This window comes from Paenarthrobacter sp. NyZ202 (genome assembly GCF_049860755.1).
Classification (GTDB): Bacteria; Actinomycetota; Actinomycetes; order Actinomycetales; family Micrococcaceae; genus Arthrobacter.
The window spans coordinates 2257039-2281576 of the sequence record NZ_CP187556.1; the positions used below are offsets into that span (position 1 = coordinate 2257039).

25 protein-coding genes are annotated in these 24538 nt (G+C 63.9%); 11 read left to right on the plus strand and 14 right to left on the minus strand.

Features of this window, described 5'->3' with window-relative positions; all coding sequences use genetic code 11:
- Positions 1-6 precede the first annotated feature (6 nt).
- The 6 genes from ACPFL9_RS10450 to ACPFL9_RS10475 all read right to left on the minus strand — a co-directional run bounded on the left by ACPFL9_RS10450 (position 7) and on the right by ACPFL9_RS10475 (position 5846).
- Entirely contained in the window at positions 7-741 is a 735-nt protein-coding gene (locus ACPFL9_RS10450) for an SDR family NAD(P)-dependent oxidoreductase (RefSeq protein WP_426002490.1), read from the minus strand.
- Positions 742-802: 61 nt separating this feature from the next.
- Positions 803-1906: an alanine racemase gene (locus ACPFL9_RS10455; RefSeq protein ID WP_426002492.1), complete on the minus strand. Its 1104-nt coding sequence runs from the start codon at positions 1904-1906 to the stop codon at positions 803-805.
- A gap of 110 nt (positions 1907-2016) precedes the next feature.
- Entirely contained in the window at positions 2017-2427 is a 411-nt protein-coding gene (locus tag ACPFL9_RS10460; protein WP_426002493.1) for a RidA family protein, read from the minus strand.
- A 121-nt stretch (positions 2428-2548) separates the two neighbouring features.
- Positions 2549-3235 (minus strand): haloacid dehalogenase type II, encoded by a 687-nt coding sequence (locus ACPFL9_RS10465; protein WP_426002495.1) that lies wholly within the window; start codon positions 3233-3235, stop codon positions 2549-2551.
- A 268-nt stretch (positions 3236-3503) separates the two neighbouring features.
- Complete coding sequence (locus tag ACPFL9_RS10470) at positions 3504-4988, minus strand: NAD-dependent succinate-semialdehyde dehydrogenase (protein WP_426002496.1); 1485 nt, start codon at positions 4986-4988, stop codon at positions 3504-3506.
- Positions 4989-5192: 204 nt separating this feature from the next.
- Positions 5193-5846, minus strand: coding sequence for a DedA family protein (locus ACPFL9_RS10475; protein ID WP_426002497.1), 654 nt, complete (start codon positions 5844-5846; stop codon positions 5193-5195).
- 133 nt (positions 5847-5979) lie between these two features.
- Here ACPFL9_RS10475 and ACPFL9_RS10480 point away from each other — a divergent pair, with 133 nt between their 5' ends.
- Together ACPFL9_RS10480 and ACPFL9_RS10485 are read left to right on the plus strand one after the other, a co-directional pair.
- Positions 5980-6186, plus strand: coding sequence for a DUF2945 domain-containing protein (locus tag ACPFL9_RS10480; protein WP_426002499.1), 207 nt, complete (start codon positions 5980-5982; stop codon positions 6184-6186).
- A gap of 3 nt (positions 6187-6189) precedes the next feature.
- Positions 6190-7386, plus strand: coding sequence for an NAD(P)/FAD-dependent oxidoreductase (locus ACPFL9_RS10485; protein WP_426002501.1), 1197 nt, complete (start codon positions 6190-6192; stop codon positions 7384-7386).
- Positions 7387-7418: 32 nt separating this feature from the next.
- Here the strand turns inward: ACPFL9_RS10485 and ACPFL9_RS10490 are convergent, their stop codons facing one another.
- From ACPFL9_RS10490 to ligD, 3 genes are all read right to left on the minus strand, one after another.
- Positions 7419-8435: a cation transporter gene (locus ACPFL9_RS10490; protein WP_426002503.1), complete on the minus strand. Its 1017-nt coding sequence runs from the start codon at positions 8433-8435 to the stop codon at positions 7419-7421.
- Complete coding sequence (locus ACPFL9_RS10495; protein ID WP_426002504.1) at positions 8432-8908, minus strand: transporter substrate-binding domain-containing protein; 477 nt, start codon at positions 8906-8908, stop codon at positions 8432-8434. The genes ACPFL9_RS10490 and ACPFL9_RS10495 overlap by 4 nt, the downstream gene beginning before the upstream one ends.
- Positions 8909-8996: 88 nt before the next feature.
- Positions 8997-10232: a non-homologous end-joining DNA ligase gene (gene ligD / locus ACPFL9_RS10500; RefSeq protein ID WP_426002506.1), complete on the minus strand. Its 1236-nt coding sequence runs from the start codon at positions 10230-10232 to the stop codon at positions 8997-8999.
- Between the two features lie 106 nt (positions 10233-10338).
- On the opposite strand from ligD, the gene ACPFL9_RS10505 reads away from it, so the two are divergent.
- Positions 10339-11481 carry an App1 family protein gene (locus ACPFL9_RS10505; protein WP_426002507.1) on the plus strand — a complete coding sequence of 381 codons (1143 nt, stop codon included), beginning with the start codon at positions 10339-10341 and terminating at the stop codon, positions 11479-11481.
- A 26-nt stretch (positions 11482-11507) separates the two neighbouring features.
- Here the strand turns inward: ACPFL9_RS10505 and ACPFL9_RS10510 are convergent, their stop codons facing one another.
- Positions 11508-12431 (minus strand): NAD(P)H-hydrate dehydratase, encoded by a 924-nt coding sequence (locus ACPFL9_RS10510; protein ID WP_426002509.1) that lies wholly within the window; start codon positions 12429-12431, stop codon positions 11508-11510.
- On the minus strand, positions 12415-13191 hold the full coding sequence (locus tag ACPFL9_RS10515; RefSeq protein WP_426002511.1) for a histidine phosphatase family protein: 777 nt from the start codon (positions 13189-13191) through the stop codon (positions 12415-12417). The genes ACPFL9_RS10510 and ACPFL9_RS10515 overlap by 17 nt, the downstream gene beginning before the upstream one ends.
- A gap of 149 nt (positions 13192-13340) precedes the next feature.
- Here ACPFL9_RS10515 and ACPFL9_RS10520 point away from each other — a divergent pair, with 149 nt between their 5' ends.
- The 5 genes from ACPFL9_RS10520 (at position 13341) to ACPFL9_RS10540 (ending at position 16816) form a co-directional block, all read left to right on the plus strand.
- Complete coding sequence (locus ACPFL9_RS10520) at positions 13341-13676, plus strand: hypothetical protein (protein ID WP_426002512.1); 336 nt, start codon at positions 13341-13343, stop codon at positions 13674-13676.
- A gap of 53 nt (positions 13677-13729) precedes the next feature.
- A complete protein-coding gene (locus ACPFL9_RS10525) occupies positions 13730-15199 on the plus strand; it encodes an MFS transporter (protein ID WP_426002513.1) in 1470 nt (489 codons plus the stop codon).
- Between the two features lie 99 nt (positions 15200-15298).
- Positions 15299-15748: a nuclear transport factor 2 family protein gene (locus ACPFL9_RS10530; protein WP_426002515.1), complete on the plus strand. Its 450-nt coding sequence runs from the start codon at positions 15299-15301 to the stop codon at positions 15746-15748.
- Positions 15749-15785: 37 nt separating this feature from the next.
- Positions 15786-16412, plus strand: coding sequence for a dihydrofolate reductase family protein (locus ACPFL9_RS10535; protein WP_426002516.1), 627 nt, complete (start codon positions 15786-15788; stop codon positions 16410-16412).
- A 50-nt stretch (positions 16413-16462) separates the two neighbouring features.
- Positions 16463-16816, plus strand: a complete 354-nt coding sequence (locus ACPFL9_RS10540; RefSeq protein WP_426002517.1) for a TraR/DksA family transcriptional regulator — start codon at positions 16463-16465, stop codon at positions 16814-16816.
- 10 nt (positions 16817-16826) lie between these two features.
- Here the strand turns inward: ACPFL9_RS10540 and ACPFL9_RS10545 are convergent, their stop codons facing one another.
- From ACPFL9_RS10545 to ACPFL9_RS10555, 3 genes are all read right to left on the minus strand, one after another.
- On the minus strand, positions 16827-18098 hold the full coding sequence (locus ACPFL9_RS10545) for an MFS transporter (RefSeq protein ID WP_426007528.1): 1272 nt from the start codon (positions 18096-18098) through the stop codon (positions 16827-16829).
- 124 nt (positions 18099-18222) lie between these two features.
- Complete coding sequence (locus tag ACPFL9_RS10550) at positions 18223-19401, minus strand: glycoside hydrolase family 26 protein (protein WP_426002519.1); 1179 nt, start codon at positions 19399-19401, stop codon at positions 18223-18225.
- 143 nt (positions 19402-19544) lie between these two features.
- Complete coding sequence (locus tag ACPFL9_RS10555; protein ID WP_426002520.1) at positions 19545-21473, minus strand: FAD-binding monooxygenase; 1929 nt, start codon at positions 21471-21473, stop codon at positions 19545-19547.
- A gap of 182 nt (positions 21474-21655) precedes the next feature.
- Between ACPFL9_RS10555 and ACPFL9_RS10560 the strand changes: the two genes are divergently transcribed.
- The 3 genes from ACPFL9_RS10560 to ACPFL9_RS10570 all read left to right on the plus strand — a co-directional run bounded on the left by ACPFL9_RS10560 (position 21656) and on the right by ACPFL9_RS10570 (position 24523).
- A complete protein-coding gene (locus tag ACPFL9_RS10560; RefSeq protein WP_426002521.1) occupies positions 21656-22591 on the plus strand; it encodes a 5'-3' exonuclease in 936 nt (311 codons plus the stop codon).
- Between the two features lie 152 nt (positions 22592-22743).
- Positions 22744-23289 (plus strand): Clp protease N-terminal domain-containing protein, encoded by a 546-nt coding sequence (locus ACPFL9_RS10565; protein ID WP_426002522.1) that lies wholly within the window; start codon positions 22744-22746, stop codon positions 23287-23289.
- A 190-nt stretch (positions 23290-23479) separates the two neighbouring features.
- Complete coding sequence (locus tag ACPFL9_RS10570) at positions 23480-24523, plus strand: NAD(P)-dependent alcohol dehydrogenase (RefSeq protein ID WP_426002523.1); 1044 nt, start codon at positions 23480-23482, stop codon at positions 24521-24523.
- Positions 24524-24538 lie beyond the last annotated feature (15 nt).

The window sequence follows — 24538 nt, forward strand, 5'->3', positions numbered from 1 at the left end:
AGATCATTAGAACGCGGTATATCCGCCATCGACGGGCAACGTGGCACCGGTAACGTAGGAGGATTCCGCAGAGGCGAGGAAGAGGACCGCATCGGCCACTTCCTTGGGAGCAGCCAGACGTTGGAGGGGAATCTGCCCTTCACGGTGGCGTCGATAGGCCTCGGGATCCTCCCTTCGCTGGAATGACGCTTCGATGACGGGAGTAGCCGTGAGGCCGGGGGCGACGACGTTCACCCGGATGTTTCGCTCAGCCCACTCGATGGCTGCGCCCTTTGCGAGCATGATCAGGCCGCCCTTGGCTGCGGAGTACAGAACTTCGTCCGGCTTGCCCACCATCCCGAGCCGCGAACTGACCAGGACAAATGATCCTCCGGTGGCCGGCATCAACGGCGCAAAGTGCTTCATCACCAGGAATGAACTCAACAGGTTGCTGTGCAGCACATTCCTGGCGTCTTCGTAGGACATCCCTGTCAGGGGTCCGCTGACCTGCAGGCCGTGGTTCAGTACGACGACGTCGACGGTGCCGTACGTTTCAGCAGCCTCGCGGGCGAGACATTTGACGAAGTCTTCGTCGTTAAGGTCTCCCGGGACATACAGGTCGTCTGGTTGTGCGCTGTCAATCCGGGCCTTGCGGCCGGTCAATATGAGGCGGGCTCCTTCGCGACGGAAGTGTGAGCATACCGCTTGCCCGATTCCGCTGTTGGCGCCGGTGACCAGGGCCGTAACTTTGCTTAGTCTCATGTCTGATTCTCCTGGTTGGGAATTTGTGGACAGGCCGTCGAGTCGTTCCTGTCCGCCGTGCCTAGTTGAGGAAGCCGCGGGCGTCGACGGCCCAGCGTTCGCAGGTGGAACCCGTACTGTCGGTGATGATGTATTCCTCGAAGTTGACCACAACGGGGCAAACGTGGTTAGGGATGACCGGCAGCACTGTGCCTATCGGGGGTTGGAAACCCGAGGGCAACGGCAGGAAGCCGTGATATTCGTTGAGTTTGGACAGGATCGCCTGAGTGCCGGGCACTGCACCGAAGCCGATTTCTGCGTTGCCTTCCCGGCTCAATGCCTTGGTGCCCACATCGAGGATGACTTGATCGGGAACCCAATCACTGACGACCGTGCCGGCGACGAACAGTGCTATTTGGTCCTCGGCGCAGGCGCCAAGCCTGGTGTTGTTCAAATCGTTGAAAACGTACTCACCGGGCCGGATTTCGGTAATGATGCTGCTAGTGGCATATTCGATGGTGGGTGTGGAGCCTGCGCTGACCACAGTGGCAGTGATGCCTACGGCTCTGAAGCTGCGCACGGCGGCGGTCAGCGCTGCTTCCTGGTCCATTGCGGCGCGCTTGCGGGCGTCAGGGCCGGAGCTTCCATGGCCGGGGTAGGTGAAGACGCCCACTGGTACCAAGCCTCTCTCGCGGGCGGCGACGGCGAGGTCGCCGGCGGACTCCGGGGGCGCACCGGAACGTTGGGCACCGCAATCAACCTCAACCACGACCTCCAGCCGTCCGGCATCAGAACCCATAGCCTCAGCGATGGCATTGATTGCCGAAAAGTTGTCGACCCCGACCCGTAGCCGCGTAGTGACGGCAAGCTTCCGGAGCCGTGCTCCCTTGGTCCCTGAAGGCCAGATCGGGTAGGCAATGAAGATGTCTTCAAACCCTGCCGCTGCGAAGACTTCTGCCTCGCCCACATTGCCGGCGGTAATGCCAACGGCGCCTGCCTTGACCTGGCGCCGGCCGATCTCGACGCACTTATGTGTCTTGACGTGCGGACGCACTTCGAGGTTGCGCTTGTTGGCGAAAGCCTGCATGCGGTCAATATTGTCCTGCATCACGTCGACCAAAATGATGGGCGCGGGGGTGTCAATCCTGGCAGCCAGTGCGGCCAGTGCCCGTTGAAGCCGGTTCACGCTTACTCCTCATGATTCTTTTGGTGAAGGTTCGAAGCCGATCGTTCTGTGGTCTTCGAAATGATGTTGTTCGGGGCCCGCGACGGCGGGTCCCGAACAACCGGTCCCGCCTAAGAGGCGGCGGTGCAGACCATCTGGATCTCAACAGGAGTATTCAGTGGCAGGCCGGCGACTCCGATGGCGGTGCGGGAGTGGCGTCCCTTTTCGCCGAGAACCTCGATGAGCAATTCACTCGCCCCTTCGGCAACCTTGGACTGCAAACCAAAGTCCGGCGGACTGGCTACGAACACCAGCATCTGCACCACGCGGACCCTGTCAAGGTCGCCGACGGCCTGGACAGCAGCGGCGAGGCAATTCAACGCGGCGTGACGGGCCAGCTCCTTGGCTGTCTCCAGGTCAACATCCCGGCCGACGACGCCTTGGCACAGCAGCTCACCATCCCGAAATGGCAGCTGACCCGAAATGTGAATGCTTTCCCCCACCTGGTTGTGGTCTACGTAGTAGGCATTGGCAGCCAGCACTGGGAGCTCCAATCCCAGGTTCGCCAACCTTTCCGAAGCAGTCCCGCCCCGGACTGTTTGAGGCAATGGAAGGCTCATGATCCCGCCGCCCTGCCGTAAGTCACCTGTTCGCTTCCGTCGCTCAGGAAACGGAACGTGGTAGACCAAAGAGGGCGGGAAGGTCGGCGATATCGGTGATCCGCTCATAGCCGAGCCAGTGCTCGTCGTGCTCGAAGCCACGGTCGACGTACACCTTCTTCCCGATGCCCAAGATTGCTGCCGATCGGTGGTCGTACATGGGGCTGGCCGAGACATGCACGATCTCATCGGGGGTGACCCCAAGCTTGTCGAACATGTACTCGAAGGCACCGAGCCGCGGTTTGTACATGCCCATTTGCTCGGCGGTAATGATGACCTCGAACGGGGCCTCGAGGTTGGCGGCGAGGCGCTCGGCCACCGCCGTGTCGCTGTTGGTGATGATGACCAGGGGCACAGCTTCTGCCAAGCGGTTCAGCGCTTCGGTGACGCCGGGGTAAGGACCCCACGTGGGAATCCGGTCGTAGACCTCGTGGGCGTCCTCGACGCGGAACTCAATGCCCACCTTGCGTGATGCGCGCGCCATGGAGTCGGCGACTATCTGGTGGAATGGCTTGTACTCGCCGGTGCACTCATCGATCCGGTACGCCTTGCAAAGCCGCAAGTACTCGTCCGATGCCTCTGCGGGCAGTCGATCGCCCAAGACGTCGCGCGTAGCATCGTTGATCGCAAATTTTATGAGCGTTCCGTTCATGTCGAACGTAACGAATTTTGGCTTGTTTTCGAATACCACGATTCCTCCAATTGTAGATCTAGTCGATTGTCGACGAGAATTTTCTTGTGGGCCAGGGTCTCTGTTCAGCGCGCCCCGTCGATTGTCGACAATACGCGCCAAGTCGTAGATTGTCAACGATTCTTCGACATCCTGCAGCGGCGTTCGCTCTTCCACGTCGGGTTGCTGTCCTGGTACCTGCAGTGGAGTCCAGCGGATTCGCTGCCCCTGGCGGGGCACAGTGGAGACCGGCGCCACCAAGGGCGCCGGTCTCATTGCGTCAGAGACGCTAGGATGTGGCGCGCCGCGCTACGTTATAGAAGCGGATGTTTTCATACTCTTCGAGGCCTTCAGCACTTCCTTCGCGGCCAAGGCCGGACTGCTTGATGCCGCCGAAGGGGGCGCCGGCGTCGGACGGGACCCCTTGGTTGATTCCCACAATTCCGGTCTCAAGGCGGTCCGCGACGTTTAACGCCCGGTCGAGGTTCTCTGTGAAGACATAACCGGCCAAGCCAAATTCCGTAGCGTTGGCACGGGTCACCACTTCGTCCTCCGTGCTGAAGCGCTGAATTGCGGCGATGGGACCAAAAATTTCTGACCGGGCAACCTCGGAGTCTTCGGTCACGTGGTCCAGGACTGTCGGGGCGAAGAAATTTCCAGGGGAGTCGTAGCCGTGCCCGCCGGTCAGCAGGCTGGCGCCCAGATTCACCGCATTGTCGGAGTAGGCTTGCATCTGGGCTACCGCCCGGTTGTCGATCAGTGCGCCGAGGCCGGTCTGTTGTCCAAGCCCGCTTCCTACGGCGACTTGTGCAAAGCGTTCGGTCAGGGCTTCCGCAAAGTCATCGGCTATTGCGTCCTGGACATAGATGCGGTTTGCCCCTATGCAGGACTGTCCACCGTTGCGCAACTTAGCGGCGAAAGTGCCTTCCAGGGCGCGGTCAAGGTCTGCGTCGTTGAAAACGATGAGGGGTGCGTTGCCGCCGAGTTCCATGGAACTGCGGAGTACGTTCCGGGCAGCAAGCTGCAGGAGTTGACGGCCGACGGGCGTTGATCCTGTAAAGGAAACCTTCCGGACTCTGGGATCGAGCAGGACGGCTTCGCTGAAGGCCCTGGAATTGGATGTCGTGATGACTTGGATCAAGCCTTCGGGCACACCTGCTTCAATGGCGAGTTGGACGGCAAAGTGCGTCGTCAGGGGAGTGAGGGCTGCAGGCTTGATGACGACAGGGCATCCTGCCGCCAATGCCGGCGCGATTTTCCGGGTGGCCATGGCCAGGGGGAAATTCCATGGCGTGATCAGTACCGCCAGTCCAACGGGAGAGCGCCGCGTCAGCAGGCTTGCCCCGCCGTCGGGGGTGTCCCGAAAGTTCCCGGCCGGCCGTACCGCTTCTTCTGCGTACCAGCGGACGAAGTCGGTGCCGTACCTGACCTCGCCCCGAGCCTCGGCCAGCGGCTTGCCCATTTCGCGTGAAATAAGGTGCGCGAGATCCTCGGTGCGCGAGACAAGGATCTCGTACCAGGCGTGCAGTATGTCTGCCCGCTGGCGAAGGCTGCTCCTGGCCCAGCTTGCCCCCGCGGTGTCGGCGACTCCAACAGCGTGAAGTGCATTCTGGACGCCACAGTCTTCGACGTAGGCAATAGTCTCGGCTGTGGCGGGGTCCAGGACAGGCAAGCCGGTGCCGGGCAGGCTGATGGACTGGATAACTGCGTCTGCCTGTCGCGTGCTCCGGGGGTCCGGGGCAATGAGAGTGGCTGCCACGTGGGTGGTGCTCATCTGAATCTCCTTCGTGCTCAATAGCGTCGACGCTGACGTAAAGGGAAGGAAACCACGTCGATTGTCGACGATTGGGATTGACGATTGTTGACAATACGCGCGCCTTGGGAACATGTCAATGTCAGGGGTTGTCCGTCGCTGCGGGAACCCGCCGTCGTGCTTCTTCTTTCGCAAACGGGACGCGTCCCGCCGGGCCGCTCTGCGTTACCCGGCGCGCTCCTTCCGCTTCCGGCGGCTCCGTACGAACAGCCACACGACGAACCCGGCAAGGCCTGCGTAGATTGCGTAGTTGAGGAAGCGCGAGTACTGGTCAACAAGGTGGTACTGCTTGCCAAGCAGTGCTCCCAGCCCGATTAACAGGCCGTTCCAAATGCTGGTTCCGGCCAGGGTAAACAGGCTGAATGTCATCAGGTTCATTCGCTCTGCGCCCGCAGGCAAGGAGATGAGGCTACGGACGCCAGGCAGAAGCCGCCCAAAGAAGATCGCTGACTTGCCGTGGCGTTCGAACCAGTCCGCGGCCTTCTCGAAGTCTTCGCGGTCGACCAGTGGCAGCTTGGAGAGCAGTCGGATGGATCGCTCCAGTCCTGCTTTGAACCCAAGCCAGTACAGCAGCAAGGCACCTGCGTAGGCGCCCAGGGTGCTGGTGACAAAGACAAGAATCATGGTCAGGCTTCCCTGGCTTGCCAGGAAGCCTGCCAACGGAAGGATCGCCTCGCTTGGAACCGGCGGAAACACCGTTTCCAGGAAGGTCAGGAAACCCACGCCCCATTCGCCCATGGCCTCGATCACCTGGGCTGCAATGCCGAGCAGCCCCGTGAGGTCGTCGGCTGGACTGGCAGTACTGACGATGGCGGTCAAATGCTTCCTGCTTCCGTGTGCGGCTGTGGGAGGGTGCCGCAGCCACCTCTCCGCGTTCCACGAGCCTACCGCCAATTCATCACCATGCTTAGTATTGAGTGGCACGTGAGCGGACACCACACGAAGGACAGTCATGGCACTCAGCAAGGGCACCAAGGTCGAATGGAACACCTCTCAGGGCAAGACCCACGGAAAAATTGTGGAGAAGAAGACCACCGACTTTGAATTGGACGGCAACACGCACCGGGCCAGCGAGGACGAGCCGCAGTACGTAGTGGAGTCGGAGAAGACGGGCGCCAGGGCGGCTCACGAGGCCTCTGCGCTCACGGAGAAGAAGTAGCGCATGGCGCGCCGTCATGAGGTGGTCATCATCGGCGGCGGCAACGCCGGAGTGTCGCTGGCGGCCAGGCTGGCTCGGTACGGGGTCAAGGACATCGCCCTCATTGAGCCCAAGGACCACCATCTCTACCAGCCTCTGTTTTCCCACATAGCCGGAGGTCGCGCCCGGGCGCAGGAAGCCATCCGCAGCCAGCAGTCCGTGATCCCCCGGGGAGTGACGTGGATCAGGGACCGGGCTTCGGGCGTTGATCCGGAATCGCGCTCCGTGGCGCTCGGTTCCGGGTCCGCCGTTGATTATGGGCACCTGGTGGTCTGTCCTGGGTTGGAATACCGTTGGGACGCCGTACCTGGCCTTGCTGAGGCCGTGCATTCACCCCACGGCTCCTCCCACTATGACTTCGAGCTGGCACCCAAAGCCTGGACGCTCCTGAGCGCGCTGAGGTCCGGGACCGCCGTGTTCACGATGCCCGCAGGGCCGGTCAAGTGCGCCGGCGCGAGCCAGAAACCTATGTACCTGGCCTGCGACTACTGGAAGCAACAAGGGGTGCTCAGTGAAATAAGGGTGGTGATGGTACAGCCCTACCCCACAGTCTTTGGGGTACCCGCGGTGGACCGGGAGCTGGAGCGGAAGATTGCGGAGTACGGCATCGAGCTTCGCACCAACAGTGAACTCGTAGCGGTCGATTCCGCTGGACGGACTGCGACGATCCGGGACACTGTCACCGGCGCCACAGAGGACCTCGGCTATGACGTCCTCAATGCCGTCCCTCCGCAATCGGCGCCCGGGTGGCTCAGGGGAACCGGCTTGTCCGCGGTCGGGGATGCCGGCGGCTTCGTGGAGGTGGACACGCGGACGCTCCGCCACCAGCGGTATCCCGACGTCTGGGCACTCGGGGACGCGGCAGCCACCACCAACTCCAAGGCCGGCGGCGCGTTGCGGAAACAAACCAGCGTGCTGGCAAGGAATCTGTCGGCCGTGCTGAAGGGTCGTGAGCCCGGCCGGAAGTACAACGGATACTCTGTCTGCCCTTTCACGGTGTCGCGCAATACTGTGGTTTTCGCCGAGTTCGACGACCGTTTGCGGCCCATGCCCACAATTCCGAAGGTGCCCACCTGGAAGGAGAGCCGGCTTTCCTGGTGGATAGACCGTGACCTGTTTCCACGGCTCTATTGGAAGATGATCCTCAAGGGGCGTTTGTAAGCGCCGGCTGGGCCACGCTCCAGGCCCATGTATCAGGCCGTTCTTTCGCTGCCAACACCGGGTAACAATTCTGCGGGAAGGCCAGGCACCGGGATGATCACCAGGTCCTTCAGCTTCCAGTCGAGGCTGGAACACTCCTTCCGGGCAGCCTCCAGCATGTCCAGGGTGGGCATGCGGTGGGCCGGGACCACAAAAGCCTCCACATGGAAGACATGCCCCTGGTCCCGCACGCGCGACCTGGCCTCTTCCACCCAGTCCAGGCCCGCAAGGTATCCGTCCACCAGGGCGCCCAGCGGGTGCGGTTCTGTGTCGTCGTAGGTCCGCGCCCTTTTGTCCATCAGGGCCGTGATGGCGGCTTTCGTGTTGCGGACGCCGTCCCGCAGGATGCTGGCTGAGATGATCAAGGCGGCCACTGCGTCCGCCCACCACCAGCCGATGCCGATGCCGGCAACGCCGGCTGCTGCGGCAACGGCAGTCTGCCAGTCTGCCTTGTTCATGTCGGCATCGGCGTAGAGGACCTTGTCGTGGAGGGCTTTGGCCAGTTTCATCTTCACGTGCCCCAGATACACAGGTGGTCCGGCAGTGAGGAGCATGGCAACGATCATGACCCAGCCCAGCCAGATGGTCTGCCCGAAGAAGTCGAACCCGCCGATGGTCGGATGCTCGGCGGTCAGCAGGCTGATGCCCGAGTCCACCACCAGGAAGGTGCCCATGACAGCCAGCGCCACGGCTGCCACGAGGTGGGCAACGCCGACGGCGCGGTGGTATCCGTAAGGATGTTCGGCGCTTGGACGTCTGCGGATCACGCGCACGGCCACCAGGAAAGCCAAGGGAGGCAGGAAGGAGAGCACGTCTTCCACCCATGCCGCCTTCATGGCCTGTGAATTTCCCAGGAGCAGGTAGATCATCCCGGTGGACACGGCAAGGAAGGCTATGGTGATCCACTCGAACCGGACGGCCCTGCGGAGCGCAGCCTGCTGCTCGGCAGGCAGTTCGGTGTGTCCGAAACGCAGTGACGCCTGCCGGGCGCGGATGTCGGTGGCCTTCACCGGGCACCACGTGCGTCCTTCAGGAACGTGTCCAGTTTCAGCAGGAACGCGTTTTCGCCCTTGGGAACCAGCATGACGTGCTGGTGCTTCTTTCCTTGAGTGTCCAGGGACTCGGCGTAAGGTCGGGTCAACCCTGTGTTCTTTTCCCAAGGGGTGTCCTTGCGGAGACCGCCGATCATGACATCCAACTCTCCCTCTTCGACCCGTTCGGCCAGGATATGTTCAGTCCCTGTGCTCCACTCCACGCGGGCGCCAAGGCGTGCGGCGAAGTCACTGATCAGCTGCACATCCCGTCCTTGGGGCTGGCCGGAGGGGGACAGCGTGACCCATTCCCCGTTGGGGCTCGCGCCTACCCGCAGGATGCCGTTCTCCACCCGGTCCAGCGTGCCGTCAGGGTCAGCCGGAATCGTCCCGGCGCATCCCGACAGTACAAGGGCAGCCAGCGCTGCCGATGCTGCTCCCATACGACGCATAGTCTCCGCCTTCCTCCACGTGATGCTCCTGTCCCCACTATAGACAGGTTGCTTATCATTTGTGGCGGGGTGGCTGGGAACTCTCAGGTCAACGGCCGGGCCACTCCTTGCCGGCCAATGGATCGTAGGTGGCCAGCAGTTCTTCCTGCGGCGGGCGCACATCTTCCGGGACGTGCTGCAGGTTCACTCGCACCCGGTACCAGAGGGAACTCGACCCGCGCATGCCGTCCACCAGGACGTCCGCCGGGTGAAGGTGGGAAACCACACCGGAGTGCATGTCCTTCCATTCCTCAAGGGCTGCGAGCGCTTCGGGTTTGGTTTTGGTCCGTGCCACTTCTATGAGGGGCATGACGGATCGACGGCGGCCGGAACCGTCACCGGCACGCGGCGCCTTCTCTGCCGGTCCCATATCGGCTGCCAGGGCGAGGAGGTTGTCGAGTGAGCCGGGGTGGTCGTCAATGGCCTGGTGGGGATCGCCCTGTTCTGCGAAGCGCAGGGGTGCGGTGGCGACAGTGAACTGTTCGGGACGGGCGGTGGCGACTTCGCTCCAGGCCAGGGGAGTGGATACGCGCGCATCAGGCCGGGGGCGTACGGAGTAGGCGGAGGCCACGGTCCGGTCCTTGGCGTTTTGGTTGAAGTCCACGAACACGCTTTCGCCGCGCTCTTCCTTCCACCACTTGGCCGTTGCCAGGCCGGGTGCCCGGTTTTCCACTTCCCGCGCCAAGGTCTCCGCTGCCAGCCTGAGCTCGCGGTAACTCCACCGGGGGGCGATCCGCACCAGGATGTGGAGTCCGCGGGATCCGCTGGTCTTCGGCCAGCCCACCAGCCCCATGTCGTCCAGCACTTCGCGCGCCACGTAGGCGACATCGATGATCTGGGCCCAGTCCACGCCGGGCATGGGGTCGAGGTCGATGCGCAGTTCGTCGGGATGGTCGAGGTCTTCTGCGCGGACAGGATGCGGGTTGAGGTCGAGGCACCCCAGGTTGACCACCCAGGCCAGGCCGGCCGCGTCGCGGATCACGGCTTCTTCGGCGGAGGTTCCGGAGGCGTACCGCAGCGTGGCTGTTTCAATGTACGGGGGATGGTTTTCGGGCACGCGTTTCTGGAAAAAGGGTTCGGCGTCGATTCCCTTGGGGAAGCGTTTCAGGACCATGGGGCGGCCCCCTGCGCCGCGGAGGGCACCGTCGGATATGGCGAGGTAGTACCTGACGAGGTCGAGTTTGGTGATGCCGGCGTCGGGAAACACGATTTTGTCCGGGCTCGAGATGCTGACTTCGGTTCCCTCGATGTCAAGGATCTCTGGGGGAGTCTTCGACGGGCTCATGCGCACACGCTAGCAACGAACCCCCGTCGCTTCCAGACCGGCCACTGCCTCGCCCGGGCTGGAGGATGAACACGCTGAGCCGGCCCTGGCGTGCCAGACTGGACGCATGTGTCCCGAACTGAACCCCCGTGACCAATCCGGCAGCGACCCCACCGGCCAGCGCGAGGCGTCTGCCGCCAAGCGCCGGCATCTGGCGTTAAGGCTCGACGACGCGTGGCTGGGTCTCCAGACCAGGCTTGCGTTGAGGCGTGGCCGGGTGCAGACGGTGATCCCGTACACCGGCTACGGCAGTACGTCCTGGGTGCGGGTGTTGGCGCGGATCGTGCTGGGTGACCCCCGCGATGTCGCTGAAACGTCCGGCCCCACCAACGAGGGGCCGTTGAAGCCGCTTCATGAGGGCATGCGTGGGTGGCGGAATTTCACCAATGCGCCGGTTCCCCACGCTTCGGTGCGGGTTACGGTTGCGGGCACGGATTTTGAGGTCCGCGCCGACCGTGGCGGAGTGGTGGACGCCCGGATTCCTGCGGCGCTGGAACCGGGTTGGCACATGATCACCCTGGGTTCGGGCGATTCCGTGGTGGAGGCACCGGTCCAGATCGTGGCCGATGATACGGATTTCGGGGTCGTGTCCGACATCGATGACACGGTGATGGTCACGGCATTGCCCCGGCCGTTCCTGGCGGCGTGGAACACGTTCGTCCTGAATGAGCATGCCCGTACCCCGACACCTGGCATGGCAGTCCTGTACGAGCGGATCGTGCGCACCGTGCCGTCCGCGCCGGTGCTGTACCTGTCCACAGGCGCATGGAATGTAGCGCCGACGCTGGCACGTTTCCTGTCCCGCAACCTGTATCCGGCGGGCCCCAAACTGCTGACTGACTGGGGGCCGACCCCGGATCGCTGGTTCCGCAGCGGCCGGGAGCACAAGCGTTCGTCCTTGGAACGCCTGGCTGAGGACTTCCCGGGGATCAAATGGTTGCTGGTGGGAGACGACGGCCAGCACGACGAGGCCATCTATTCCGAGTTCGCCCAGCACCATCCGGACAAAGTGCGGGCCATCGCCATCCGCCAATTGTCGGTGGGGGAGGCCGTCCTGGCCGGTGGCCGCTCCAAGTCCGAGGGCCAGCCCCTGCCCGGCATCCCGTGGATCTATGCTCCGGACGGCGCAGGCATGTCAGCCCGCCTGGAACAGTTGGGCATCATCCACAATGACCAGCGCGTGGCTGAGGCACCGGAGGAGCCCAACTGATCACCAACTCGGGTGATCCGGGTGGTTCAGGTGTTGAGTTCGACCATGAGCGCGGGCAGTTGGTCCGCGATTTCACGGGCCAGGAAGCCCAGGGGGCCCATGGTGCTTGCCAGCCTGTCCGCGGCCGCGGCATGCAGATGCGTCCCCCAGCAGACCGCCTGCGCAGCGGTTGTGCCGCGGGCCCGGAGGCCGGCGATGGCTCCTGCCAGCACATCACCGCTGCCTGATGTTCCCAAGCCGCCGTAGCCCGTGGTGATCTTCCACAGTCCGGCTTCTTCGCCACCTTGGCCTGAAGGCCGGGCCATGACGCCCTGGCAACTGACCACTGCGTCGAAGCGCCCTGCAATGTCGGCGACGTCCCTTTCCAGTTCCTGCACGTCACGGCCCAGCAGGATCCCTGCTTCCGCCGGATTGGGCGTGAGGATCATGCGCCCACGCCAGGGCTCAAGAAGGTTTTCCAGCTCCAGCAGGGCGCCTAGTGCGTAGGCGTCGATGACGACGGCGGGCCCCGCCTCGGGGCCACCACGCCCGGACGCATCCTCCCGTTCCAGCAGCCGGCGCAGCAGAGTGACGGCGAGCGCCGGATCGTCGAGTCCAGGTCCGATCAGGACCGCATCGGAACGTTCGAGGTAGGAGGCAATCCGGTCAAGGCCCTCCCCGGTCACCGAACCGTTGGCATTTTCGGGCAGCCCCGGTGCGCCGCATTCGGGCAGGGCCACGCCTACGTGCGGCGCAACGGAGTCGGCCACAGCGAGGGTGATCTTGCCTGCCCCGGCCCGGAGGGCGGCGGTTCCGGCCAGGATGGCGGCACCTGGTGTGGCGCGTGCCCCGCCGATCACCAGGACGGCGCCGCGGGAGTACTTGTCTTCGCCCGGCGCGGGCAGGGGCCAGTCGCGCAGGAGCGATGGGGTCACGGGAGTGGGGTCGGGACGTCTACTGGGGGTGGACACTGGCATCTCCTGCGTGTTCGGTGATGGCCACGCCCTGTTCGGCCAGGTGATCGGCCACGTTGAAGCTTTCCAGGGTCCAGGGGCCGGCTCCGGAGGGCCTGACATAGCGGGTGATGGAAGCGTTCAGGACCGACGTTCCGGCGGCGAGGTCGAGGACCTCCTTCTCGGTCATGCCTTCGAGGATGTACCGGAAGAGGAGGATCACAGCGTCGTGGCATACCACCATCACGCGGTGGCCCGACCCCAGGTTGTTGAGTTCGGCCAGGACGGAGCGCAGCCTGAGGGCAACGTCCGCCCACGATTCACCGCCCGGCGGGCGGTAGTAGAGTTTGCCGAGCCACAGCCGCCGTTCGGCTTCGTCGGGGTAGCGCTTTTCCACGCCCAGCCGGGTCAACCGGTCAAGGATGCCGAGTTCGCGGTCGCGCAGCCGCTCATCCGTCCGGACCTTCACGGGCCAACCTGCCTCGCCCACGGCGATCTCCGCTGTTTGCCTCGCCCGGGCGTAGGGCGAGGAGACTACGGCGTCCGGACGGAACTCTTCCGCGATCCGGGCAAGGGACGACCCCAGGGCCCGGGCCTGTTCTTCGCCGGTTCCGGAGAGGTTCACGTCGGCGTCGCGGGCGGGTACCTGAATGACTTCCGCCCCGGCCAGCCGGGCCTGGGTCGCGGCGACGTTGCCCTCACTCTCGCCGTGCCGGATCAGCAGAAGATCCACGGCGCCGGCTTCCTGGGCAGCGGCTTTAAGTCCGTCGGTGTTCAAAAGAGTCCTCCTGTCCTGTGGCTTCCGGGTCCGGTGGCGGCCCGGCCAGGGCCCCACGGCGGGCACCGGATGGGGGCACACTATCAACTGCATACCCATGGCGGCCGGTGGATAAACGTCGGAGGCGTGGGATTGCTAGGCTTTGAACCATGAAGCGCCGTCTTGCAGCCCTGTCCGCCGTCCCGCTGTTGATCTTGATGACCGGTTGCGGTGCCGTGGAGGAAGCCGCCGGAAACGCTGCCAGTGAGGCCGCCTCGAAGGTGGCCACCGCGGCAGCGGATGAGGTGACCCGCCAGATCTGTGCCGTAGTGCAGGATGGCTTGGTAAGTGTGGAAGACAAGAGGATCCTGGGAGGCCTTGTGGAGGCCGCCCGGACCGCGGGGGTTCCCAGCGACATCACCACGGCCTTGGACAATATTGCCAAGGCCGGCGACGAGGTTCCGGCGGAATCGGTCCAGGCCCTGAAGGATGCCTGCCCGGCCTAGCGTTTTGCTGTGGGGCAGTGACCGTTCCCTGGCCTGTCATTACACTGGGACCCATGACCCAGCAGGAACCGGCCCACTCCGGCGCCTCCACGGATAATGCTCTGTCCGACGAGGACGGAGGCGTCGCATCAGCGACTGCCCCGGAAGGTGATGGTGTCCACCTGGCCGATCCTGCCGCCGTCGATACTTCCCTACGTACCCCGCAGCAAAGGTCCCGTACGTTCGCAGCCATTCTGGTCAACACGGCGGCCGCCAACATCACCACCAGCTTCCTCTGGTTCGCACTGACTTTTTGGGTGTACCTGGAAACCAGGAACGTGATTGCCACGGGTGTAGTGGGCGGCGCGTATATGCTGCTGATCGCCCTGTCCAGCATCAGCTTCGGCACCTTTGTTGACCGCTACCGGAAACTCGCCGTGATGCGGTTCGCCGCCTGCTTCACGCTGGTCATGTTCGTCATTTCCGGCGTGATGTTCCTGGTGACTCCTGTAGCTTCGCTCCTGGACCTCACCCAGCCGTGGTTCTGGCTGTTCACCGTGATCATCCTGGTGGGTGCCGTGGTGGAGAACATGCGGAACATCGCACTGTCCACCACGGTGACGATCCTCATCGAACCCGAGCGGCGAGCGAATGCCAACGGCATGGTCGGGATGGTGCAGGGCCTGATGTTCGTGGTGACCTCGGTGCTGTCCGGACTGTCCGTAGGGCTGCTGGGGATGGGCTGGACGATTGTTGTTTCCCTCGTGCTGACCGCTGCCGCCTTCCTCCACCTGCTCACGCTCCGCATGCCGGAGGAAGTCCGTGCGGCTGCCGGCGACGCCCATGGAGCTTTCGACCTTCGTGGGTCCTTCGCTGCGGTGCTGGCCATCTCCGGGCTCTTCGCGTTGATCCTGTTTTCGACGTTCAACAACTTTGTCGGCGGTGTCTACATGGCACTGATGGACCCCTACGGTTTGGAAATGTTCCCCGTCGAACTGTGGGGAACCTTCTTTGCCGTGGGCGCTACCGGGTTCATTGTGGGCGGGGCGCTTATTGGCAAGTTCGGCCTCGGCTCCAACCCGCTCAGGACCATGTTGATCGCTGTGGTCCTGATGGGCTTGCTGGGGGCGGTCTTCACACTGCGGGAATGGGCGTGGCTTTACGTCCTGGGGATCTGGCTCTACCTGTGCCTGGTGCCTGTAGTGGAGGCCGCTGAACAGACCGTCATCCAGCAGGTGGTTCCGCTGAACAGGCAGGGAAGGGTGTTCGGCTTCGCCATGGCCTTCGAGTCGGCGGCGGCTCCGATCACCGCCTTCCTGATTGCCCCCATAGCCCAGGTTTGGATCATTCCCTATGCGCGGTCCAGTGAAGGGGCCGCCCAACTGGAACCGCTGCTGGGCGAAGGGACGTCACGGGGAATTGCCCTGGTCTTCCTGATAGCCGGCGTCATCCTGATCGTCGCAGCCTTGTTGGCGTTCCTGACGCCGGTCTACCGGCGGGTCTCGGCCTCCTATGCCGAAAAAGGCGGGGAAAACCAGGCCTGAGTATCGCCCCGGAGCGGGCATGTGAAGCCGGTACTTTGCCCGTCTGTTGTGGCGCTCCCGTGTGGACCGGGTGCGGCAGGAATATGCCGCCCGGCAGGCGTGGAAGTTTCGCGTGCCGTGGAGGACAATGCCAGGTACCAATCCACCTCTGCGGAACAGGTCCAGGCCATGGCTGAAGTGTCGGAGAACCAGGACGTCGTGAACCGGCTGATCCAATGCATCAATGAACGCCGCATCGAGGTCATGGACGAGCTGTTCCATGACGATGCCGTGATGCACTGGCCCCAGTCCGGAGAAACAGTCCACGGGGCTGCGAACCGGCGGGCCATCTACAGCGCCTTTCCCCAACTGCCGGACATCACTCCACGCCGAATGCTCGGTGACGGGGACCTGGTGGTGGCCGAGGCGACGCTGGACTACGGCGGCCCACGGTACGAGACGGTGTTTATTTTCGAGTTCCGGGATGGCCGGATCGCCCGGGAAACGGCCTACTGGAGCGAACCTTTCGAAGCTCCCGACTGGCGTGCTTCCTGGGTGGAAAAGGCATGACGGGAAGCAGGCCAATCCAGCGTCACAGAAGGAGTGAATGATGGGCTCACCCGCGCAGTTGATGATCGACTTGATTATTTCCCTGGATGGCTATGCATCCGGTGAGGGATGGCCCGGATGGTGGGGATTGGAAGGTCCGGAGTACCTGGCCTGGCTGGAGGAGGAAGGCAAGAAGGACCTCACCACCCTCATGGGCGCCAACACCTACCGGGTGATGTCCAGCCTGTCCCGGCAGGCCTCCGCGGAGGGCTCCGGGTTCTCCGATGAAGAAGGCGCCAGCCTGGGAGGATTGGAGGACATGCCCAAGATCGTCTTCTCGTCAACGCTCACGGAACCGTTGGCCTGGCCCAACACTGAACTCGTCAGGGGCGATGCCGTGGAGGCGGTGCGGAAGCTGAAGGAGACCAGGACGGGCACACTGGGCACCCTGGGCAGCCTCAGACTGTGCCGCTCGCTTCTGACCGCCGGGCTGGTGGACAGGTATCGCCTGGTGATCTTCCCTGTGATTACGGGCCGGACCGGCAGCGAACGGATTTTCGACGGGTACCCGGACGTTGCCCTCGACCTGGTGGAAAGCCGGACCTTTGATGGTCGGTCCCAGCTTCTGGAGTACGTCCCGCGGGTCATCCGCGGTCCCGAAGACATGCAGCGGAGTGGAAGATAGGCAGAACCGGCCATATGATGGCGCCGAAAGCCTGACCAGGAGCCGTGAGCATGCGTGATATAGGGAAGTTCCGTTCCCTTCTGGCGGAGGAACGGGACCGCAAGGAAGCCTTGATCCGCGCGCTGGGCAAGGACATCACCTCGGTGAACCTTGCCCGGCAGGACTCCAATGTGGACGACGAACACGACCCCGAAGGCAGCACCATCGCCTTTGAGCTGTCCCAGGCACGGACGCTCCGCGAACAGAGCCGTGCAGGATTGGCGCAGATCCAAGCCGCACTGGACCGCATCGTGGCGGGAACCTACGGCGTATGCGCGGTCTGCGGGGCGGAGATACCCGAAGGCCGGCTGGAGGCCAGGCCGTGGACTCCGTACTGCGTGAACCATGCATCCGGGATGCCCTGATGGAACGCAGTCAGGCCAGCGATTCTTCCCCCGACGCCGCTGATTCCGTGCTGGCCTGATCGGCGGCGGCTCCTTGGCGCCGGCTGGCAACAAGGAAGGGCAACGCCATCATTTCGATCACTCCCGCCATGGCCAGCGACGCCGGGTATCCGTAGAGATCCGCACCCCGGCCCAGTGCGGGTTGGACCACAACGCCGCCGCTGGATCCGATCAGCGAGTCAAAGCTGAGAACAGTCGCGCGCTGTTTTGAGGGAATCATGTCGTTCACGTAAGCCTGCCGGACGGGCATGGCCCCGGCCCCCACGATCGCCCATACGGCCAGGAGGGCGAGGGCGACCCAGAAGATACGGGTGAAACCGAGGACCAGCAGGATGGCGCCGCCGAGCCCTCCGGCCACGAGCAGTACCGAGGTTCGGCGGTGGAACAGCTTCCGCACGTGCGGCGCCAGCCAACCCCCGACAATCTGGGAACCGGCCACGATGGCGGCGGCGAGTCCTGCGACGGAATACGCTTTTGGGTCGCCAAACAAGTCCAGGAGGTACGGCTGCAGGGCGTAGAAGACATAGAAGCCGACGCCGGCGCTGAACGGAGCGGCGAGCATGACGTACCGTACCGGCGGATTCCTCAAGCCGTTGTCGATCGACGCCGACAGGACGGCCCGTGTGGCCCGTAATGGATGCGTGGAGCGCTCAGGCGAGAACCCGACGTCGTGCATTAAGGCAAAGGCGACCGCGAACATGGCGCCCAGAACCGCAACCCGCACCAGGAAGGGCAGGCCCAAGTCGGTGGCCTGCGCGATCACGCCGCCCGCCACGGAACCGAACAGCATGGCCACCCCCTGGACCATTTGGCCGCGGCCGAGGACGCCCTCCAGGCCTCCCTCATAGCCCGAATACCGCAGGGCGTCCACCAGCCAGGCCTCGACAGCTCCGGAGAAGAACGTGAAGCCCAATCCCAACAGCACGGAAACAACGGCCCACATCCAAAATGGCGCCGATATCTGCCAGAGCACGTAATAGAGATAAGTGGATACGGCCAGGGTAATGGTGCCCAGGAGGAACGAAGTGCGCCGTCCCCAGCCGTCGGCGATAACTCCGGTGGGAACTTCGAACAGCACCATGCCTGCCGTGAAAAATGCGTTCGCAGCGAATGCTTCAAGGTTGCTCAGCCCCGCGTCCAGAAGGAACAGGGTGTTGATTCCCCAGATGAAGGACGCCGCCAGGGTGTTCCCCAGAGTCAACGTGAGGTACACGCGCTGGATCTTTTTGGCGGCATCATTCAGGGTGTCACCGGCACCTGCGGAAGGACGGTCCACCCAGTCATTCTCGCGCTGGCGGCGCGCCTTTTCCATAGGGACACATAGCCATTCCCTTACGGTTGGCCCTGCAGCCGGCAGCCCGTGGGCTTCAGCCGACCGGCGTGCAGGCCTGTGGCTCCGCAGCGGAAGTGAACCATTCGGGAAGGTCGGCGATATATGCGTCGCGGACCGTGTCCTCCTTGGCTACCGTCCAGTTGACTTCGGCCTTGACGTCCAGGTCGACCTCGAGTTTTTCCCACTCGAACCAGTTGACCATCTTCAGGGCAGGGTAGTCGCGGGGGATGGCGGGATCGAAGAGTTGCCGCCACCACGCCTGCTTGATGGCGAGTTCGTCGTCGCCACCTCGCGATGGGATGCTGAGTGCCGCGGTTTCCGGAATGGCCACCGGCTTGTTGCGTGCCGTGCCGTAGTCGGCGTAGAAGTCGGGAACATTCCGTTCGTCGCCGCCGACGCCGTTGTAGGTGCCGGTGAGTTGCTGCAGGAATTTGCCCTCTTCAGGGACGACGTTGGTGCCGGAAAGGTACGTGGTTCCCCAGTGGTAAAGAGACATGCCCACCCAGTCCACGGCGTCGTCTCCCGGGTAATAGGGCCGGTACGGATCGTCCGCCACGGTCACTGCTCCGTCGCCGTCGGTATCGAGGGAGCCGGCGTCCATCGTGCCGGCTTTGGCCCGGTACTGGCCGCCGTCGAACGGATAGCCGCCGCCATAGTTGGGTGCCCACATCATGTCGCTTCCGGGTGCGATCCTGTGCACGGCATCGGCGACAGTCCGGAAGGCCGCAATGTAGGCGGCGGGTTGCTGGCCCCATGGGAACCAGCCACCGTTCATTTCCTGGCCAAACCGCACCACTACGGGGACCCCGGCGTTGTTGTAACCAGCCAGTTGCCGCGCCAGTTCTTCGGCCTTGCCGGGGGTGACGGCGTCCAGGCCGTCATGCGGTTCGAGCGTCAGCAGCAGGATGCCGCCGTTGGCTTTGATCTGCCCGACGGCGGCATCAACGTTCTGTTTGCCGTCCTCCGGCAGCGGGAAGGCTGTTGAGTAGACCACGACGGCGGGGCGTCGTCCAAGCCTGGAGGCGTACTCGGCAACGGTGCCGTTTTGCCAGTCGAGGTTCACACCGGAGAGCACGCCCGTCGCCGGGACAAGATCCGTTGCAACAACACACGGGGGACCCGTAGGGACTGCCTCAGGGCTTTGGGGTGAACTGCAGCCGGTGAGCACTGTCCCTGCCAGCAGCAGGGTGTGGGCAAGAGCCACGCCTTGCACGGCCCGTCCGTACGTTTTTCCTGAACTTCCCCCGGCAGATCGCATGCCCCCCAATGTAGCAATGTGGTGTGCCGGGGTCTTGTCACAAACGCCCGGCCGGCCCCGTGAAGGGACCGGCCGGGTTCCCGTTGCGTTTCCTGCGTCTAAGCGTGGCTCAGCTGGTCCGTGGAGATGTCCGCGGCAGGCCTGTGGGCCGGGCTGAGTGCCGAGAAGAATTCGCCGAGTTCCGCTGTTGCGGTGAGGGGCAGGACGTTGGCGACGTACTGGTCGGGGCGGACGACGACGATGGCGCCGTCGCGGCTGAGGCCGCGTTGTTCGAAGATGTCGTTGCCGGGTTCGGTGGCGAAGACTTTTTCGAGGTAGGTGAGCTTGAAGGGTCCGACGGTGGGTTTGAACACCGCGGGGACGGCGTTGATGTCCACGCCGGTGTGGTCTTGCTGGTAGATGACTTTGATGTCGAACCAGGCGTCGCGGTCAAGGTTCGACGGCGTGGCCGCCAGAGGTGAGTCGGGTGCGGTTTCGAGCCACTGGGCCAGGTCCGCCACGGCACCGGGGGCACCTGCGGGGTTGGCGTCGGCGAAGACGTAGATCCGCCAGCGGCCGTCGGCTTTGGCGTGGTGGCCCAGGTGCATCGGGTTGGTATCGCAGACCCGTTGCACGTGCGCGGACTTGAAGCGTTTGCCCAGGGGGAAGCCGGTGGCGAGATCCTGGTACTTGGCCTCGGCGACCAGCATGGAGGGTGCGTACTGGGTCATGAAACCGGCAGGGAACTCCGCGGTGCTGGTGTAGAAGGTCTCCAGTTCGGTGGGGTCCTTGAATTCCTCGGGCTTCTTGGCCATGAGGGAGGACCATTCCTTATCGAAGTCGATCAGGTTCTTGGCCACCACCTGGCGTTCAGCGGAGTAGGTATCCAGCAATGATTCCGGGGACCGGCCCTCCAGGACGTGGCCGAGCTTCCAGCCGATGTTGAACCCGTCCTGCATGGACACGTTCATGCCCTGCCCGGCCTTGGCGGAGTGGGTGTGGCAGGCATCGCCGGTGATGAACACCCGCGGGGTGCGCGTGCCGCGCTCGGCCGGCAGGACGTCGTCGAACCTGTCCGTCAGGCGGTGGCCCACTTCGTACACGCTGTGCCAGGCGACGTTGCGGACATCCAAGGTGTAGGGGTGGAGGATGTCATTGGCCTTTGCGATGATCTGCTCAATCGTCGTCTTACGGACCGCACCGTGATCGTCGGCGGCGACTTCCCCCAGGTCCACGTACATGCGGAACAGGTGCCCGCCCTCGCGGGGGATCAGCAGGATGCTGCCACCGGTTCCGGACTGGATGGCGCACTTGGTCCGGATGTCCGGGAAATCCGTGACCGCGAGCACGTCCATGACGCCCCAGGCATGGTTCGCCTGGTCGCCGGCGAGGTGGCAGCCAATGGATTCACGGACTTTGCTCCTTGCACCATCAGCACCGACGACGTACTTGGCCCGGACCACGCGCTCTTGTCCCTCGTTCGGCCCGGCAGTGTGGAGCAGCGTCACCGTGACCGGGTACTCGCCCTCGCCAGTGACCTGCAAGCCTTTGAACTCGTACCCGTAGTCGGGCTTCAGCCGGGCGGGGGAGTTGGCCGCGAACTCGGCGAAATAGTCCAGCACCCGGGCCTGATTGACGATCAGGTGCGGGAACTCGCTGATCCCGGCAGGATCATCCACGGCCCGGGCGCTGCGCACGATCTTGGTGTGGTCCGCCGGGTCCGGCTTCCAGAACGCCATCTCAGTGATCCGGTACGCCTCCGCAATGATCCGCTCGGCAAAACCAAAGGCCTGGAACGTCTCCACGCTCCGCGCCTGGATACCGTCGGCCTGCCCGATTGCCAAACGGCCGGGCCTGCGTTCAATGATCCGGGTGGTGATGTCAGGGAACTGGGCCAACTGGGCCGCGGTCAGCATACCCGCCGGGCCGGTGCCCACGATGAGGACGTCAACCTCGTCCGGAAGGTCGGCAGGGCGGTCAACGCCGACACCGGCTGCCGGCTCAACTCGCGGGTCACCGGATACATAACCGTGGTGGTGGAACTGCACGGGCTTTCCTCACTTCTTTGTGGGCACTTATTGTGGATGTGTTCGATAATAGAACGGTCAGTTCTATTATCGCTCAAACAATCGTAATGCCCGTCACAACGTCGTTCAAGTCTTCTCCTCTTCTTGCGACGCGGCACCCGCTGCCTACCCCCGCATGCCGGCCGGACGTGTCAGGATCAGTTATGCCTCGCCTGATGCTTCTGGATACTGCCTCGTTGTACTTCCGCGCCTTCTACGGCGTGCCCGATTCCATCCGCCGGCAGGACGGAACGTCCGTTAATGCCGTCCGCGGGCTGATGGACATGATTGCCAGACTCGTCACCGACTACGAAGCCACCCATCTGGTGGCCTGCTGGGACAACGACTGGCGCCCCCAGTGGCGGGTGGACCTGATACCCAGCTATAAGGCCCACCGCGTGGCAGAGATTGTCACGGGTGCACCGGACCTTGAAACCGTTCCCGACCCCCTCGAAGCCCAGATTCCCCTGATCCGCCACGTCCTGGACCTCGCGGGGATCGCCACCGTGGGCGTGGACGACCACGAAGCCGACGACGTCGTGGGGACCTACGCGAGCCAAGCGGACATGCCCGTGGACGTGGTGACAGGTGACCGCGACCTCTTCCAGTTGGTGGACGATGAACGGGATGTCCGCGTCATCTATACAGCACGCGGCATGAAGAACCTTGAGGTAGTCACTGATGTCGTGGTGGTCGGCAAGTACCGTGTGCTCCCTCGGCAGTACGCGGACTTCGCCACCTTGCGGGGAGATGCGTCGGACGGGCTGCCCGGAGTGGCGGGCATCGGAGAGAAGACCGCTGCTTCCTTGCTCGCCGGGCACGGGTCACTTGCAGGCTTGCTCGAGGCGGCAAACGATCCCGCCGGCGGTTTGTCCGCTGCCGTGCGGGCCAAGCTCGAAGCCGCAGCCGATTACCTGAAAGCAGCACCCGCCGTCGTGGGTGTTGTGCGTGACCTTGACGTTCCCACCCTTACTGAAGCAGGAGCGCAATTGCGGCCGGTCACGGGCCGGGCCCGGGAGGAACTCACGGAGCTGGCCGTGGACTGGAACCTGGGAGGCGCGGTCAAACGGCTCCTGGCAGCCCTCGACGCCAGGACGTGATCCTCACATTCCCGGTGGACAGCGGCTCTCACGGGACCGGCCGGCCTTCACAGGAAAATGACAGCCTGGAAACAGCAGTGCCTTGGTTGGCCGCTGGAAGGTAGGTACAGGGCGGCGCAGGATCGCCCCTACCGTCCATCGAGGAGAGATACATGTCAACCACCAAGAGAATCGCGTTGGGCATCGCGTCCGGCGCATTGGCCCTGGGGGCCGCAATGGGCGTCACCAGTGTTGCCTCGGCAACCACCACCCCGACGCCAACGGCTTCGTCGTCCACGGATGCCACGGCCCCCACCGACGGCCAGGGCAGGCCCGGAGGAGGTCACGGTCATGACCGTGGCCGGATTGCTGCCGACCTCGCAGACAAGCTGGGTGTGGACGAAGCAAAGGTCACCGAGGCGCTCCAGGCGTTCCGCGAGGCAAACAAGCCGACCACGCCTCCCGCGGAGGGTACCAAGCCTGACCGCACGGCGCAGGACGCGGCCTTGGCCAAGTCCCTGGCCGAGGCACTGGGCGTGGAGGAATCGAAGGTGACCACGGCGTTGGAGGAGATCCGTTCCGAGGCCAAGGCCGAGCGTTCGGCGGCGCTCAAGACCAGGCTGGACCAGGCCGTTACGGACGGCAAGCTCACGCAGGCTGAAGCGGATGCAGTGACCAAGGCAGTCGAGGCCGGGGTCATCGGTGGTGGTGGCCGCTAGGACGGCTGCTGCACCAGGCGGCTGAGTACGCCGCAGGAAGGATCCCCCGGAGCGCTTGGCATCCAGGGGATCCTTTCCCGACAGTCCTGTGGGTGGTCCTCCCAGTACCAGTTACAGCAGGGACTCCCTACCGCCGGAATGATGAGGCAAGAATGGAACCATCCATCATTGACCTTCCAGCAGGAGAAACATGCCTACCGCCCACGCGTATGCTGCCCCTTCGTCAACAGGCGACCTGATCCCCACCACCATTGAGCGCCGGGAAGTGGGCCCGCACGATGTCCGGATCGACATCAAATTCGCCGGGATCTGCCACTCGGATATCCATACCGTCCGCGGTGACTGGGGGCCGCAGCAGTATCCCCTCGTTCCCGGACACGAAATTGCCGGCATTGTCACTGACGTCGGATCGGCCGTGACCAGGCACAAAGCCGGCGACCGTGTTGGCGTTGGCTGCATGGTCAACTCCTGCAAGGAGTGCGCCAACTGCGTGGCAGGCGAAGAGCAGTACTGCCTGCAGGGCAACATCGGGACGTATGGGGCTGTCGACCGTGACGGAACCATCACCCAGGGCGGCTACTCCACGCACGTTGTGGTGGACGAGGACTTCGTCGTCACCATCCCGGACGGCCTCGACCTGGACGTGGCGGCCCCGCTGCTCTGCGCCGGCATCACCACGTTCTCCCCGCTCAACCATTGGGGAGCGGGCCCCGGAAAGAAGGTGGCCATTGTGGGCCTCGGCGGCCTGGGCCACATGGGGGTCAGGATCGCCCACGCCATGGGTGCCGAGGTGACCGTCCTGTCCCAGTCGCTCAAGAAGATGGAAGACGGCCTCAAACTTGGCGCCGACCACTACTACGCCACCAGCGATCCGGCCACGTTCGAACAGCTTGCAGGTACCTTCGACCTGATCATCAATACTGTGAGTGCCTCCCTCGACATCAGCGCCTACCTCCAGCTGCTGACCCTTGACGGGACGCTGGTGAACGTCGGCGCCCCGGCGGAGCCGCTGCCGGTGAACGCGTTTGCCCTCATCGGTGGCCGCCGCCGGTTCGCCGGTTCCATGATCGGTGGCATCCGTGAGACGCAGGAGATGCTCGACTTCTGCGCCGAACACGGCTTCGGGGCCGAGATCGAGGTCATTCCGGCAAGCAGGATCAACGACGCCTACGAACGCGTCCTCGCCTCCGATGTCCGCTACAGGTTTGTCATCGACACCTCCACCATCGGCTGACCCCCCGCCCGGCGC

What these genes read in the sequence shown, in the direction of transcription:
- ACPFL9_RS10450 (WP_426002490.1), bottom strand. Translation starts at nt 741, where the DNA reads ATGAGACTAAGCAAAGTTACGGCCCTGGTCACCGGCGCCAACAGCGGA.
- ACPFL9_RS10470 (WP_426002496.1), bottom strand. Translation starts at nt 4,988, where the DNA reads ATGAGCACCACCCACGTGGCAGCCACTCTCATTGCCCCGGACCCCCGG.
- ACPFL9_RS10480 (WP_426002499.1), top strand. Translation starts at nt 5,980, where the DNA reads ATGGCACTCAGCAAGGGCACCAAGGTCGAATGGAACACCTCTCAGGGC.
- ACPFL9_RS10485 (WP_426002501.1), top strand. Translation starts at nt 6,190, where the DNA reads ATGGCGCGCCGTCATGAGGTGGTCATCATCGGCGGCGGCAACGCCGGA.
- ACPFL9_RS10495 (WP_426002504.1), bottom strand. Translation starts at nt 8,908, where the DNA reads ATGCGTCGTATGGGAGCAGCATCGGCAGCGCTGGCTGCCCTTGTACTG.
- ligD (WP_426002506.1), bottom strand. Translation starts at nt 10,232, where the DNA reads ATGAGCCCGTCGAAGACTCCCCCAGAGATCCTTGACATCGAGGGAACC.
- ACPFL9_RS10505 (WP_426002507.1), top strand. Translation starts at nt 10,339, where the DNA reads ATGTGTCCCGAACTGAACCCCCGTGACCAATCCGGCAGCGACCCCACC.
- ACPFL9_RS10520 (WP_426002512.1), top strand. Translation starts at nt 13,341, where the DNA reads ATGAAGCGCCGTCTTGCAGCCCTGTCCGCCGTCCCGCTGTTGATCTTG.
- ACPFL9_RS10525 (WP_426002513.1), top strand. Translation starts at nt 13,730, where the DNA reads ATGACCCAGCAGGAACCGGCCCACTCCGGCGCCTCCACGGATAATGCT.
- ACPFL9_RS10535 (WP_426002516.1), top strand. Translation starts at nt 15,786, where the DNA reads ATGATGGGCTCACCCGCGCAGTTGATGATCGACTTGATTATTTCCCTG.
- ACPFL9_RS10540 (WP_426002517.1), top strand. Translation starts at nt 16,463, where the DNA reads ATGCGTGATATAGGGAAGTTCCGTTCCCTTCTGGCGGAGGAACGGGAC.
- ACPFL9_RS10560 (WP_426002521.1), top strand. Translation starts at nt 21,656, where the DNA reads ATGCCTCGCCTGATGCTTCTGGATACTGCCTCGTTGTACTTCCGCGCC.
- ACPFL9_RS10565 (WP_426002522.1), top strand. Translation starts at nt 22,744, where the DNA reads ATGTCAACCACCAAGAGAATCGCGTTGGGCATCGCGTCCGGCGCATTG.
- ACPFL9_RS10570 (WP_426002523.1), top strand. Translation starts at nt 23,480, where the DNA reads ATGCCTACCGCCCACGCGTATGCTGCCCCTTCGTCAACAGGCGACCTG.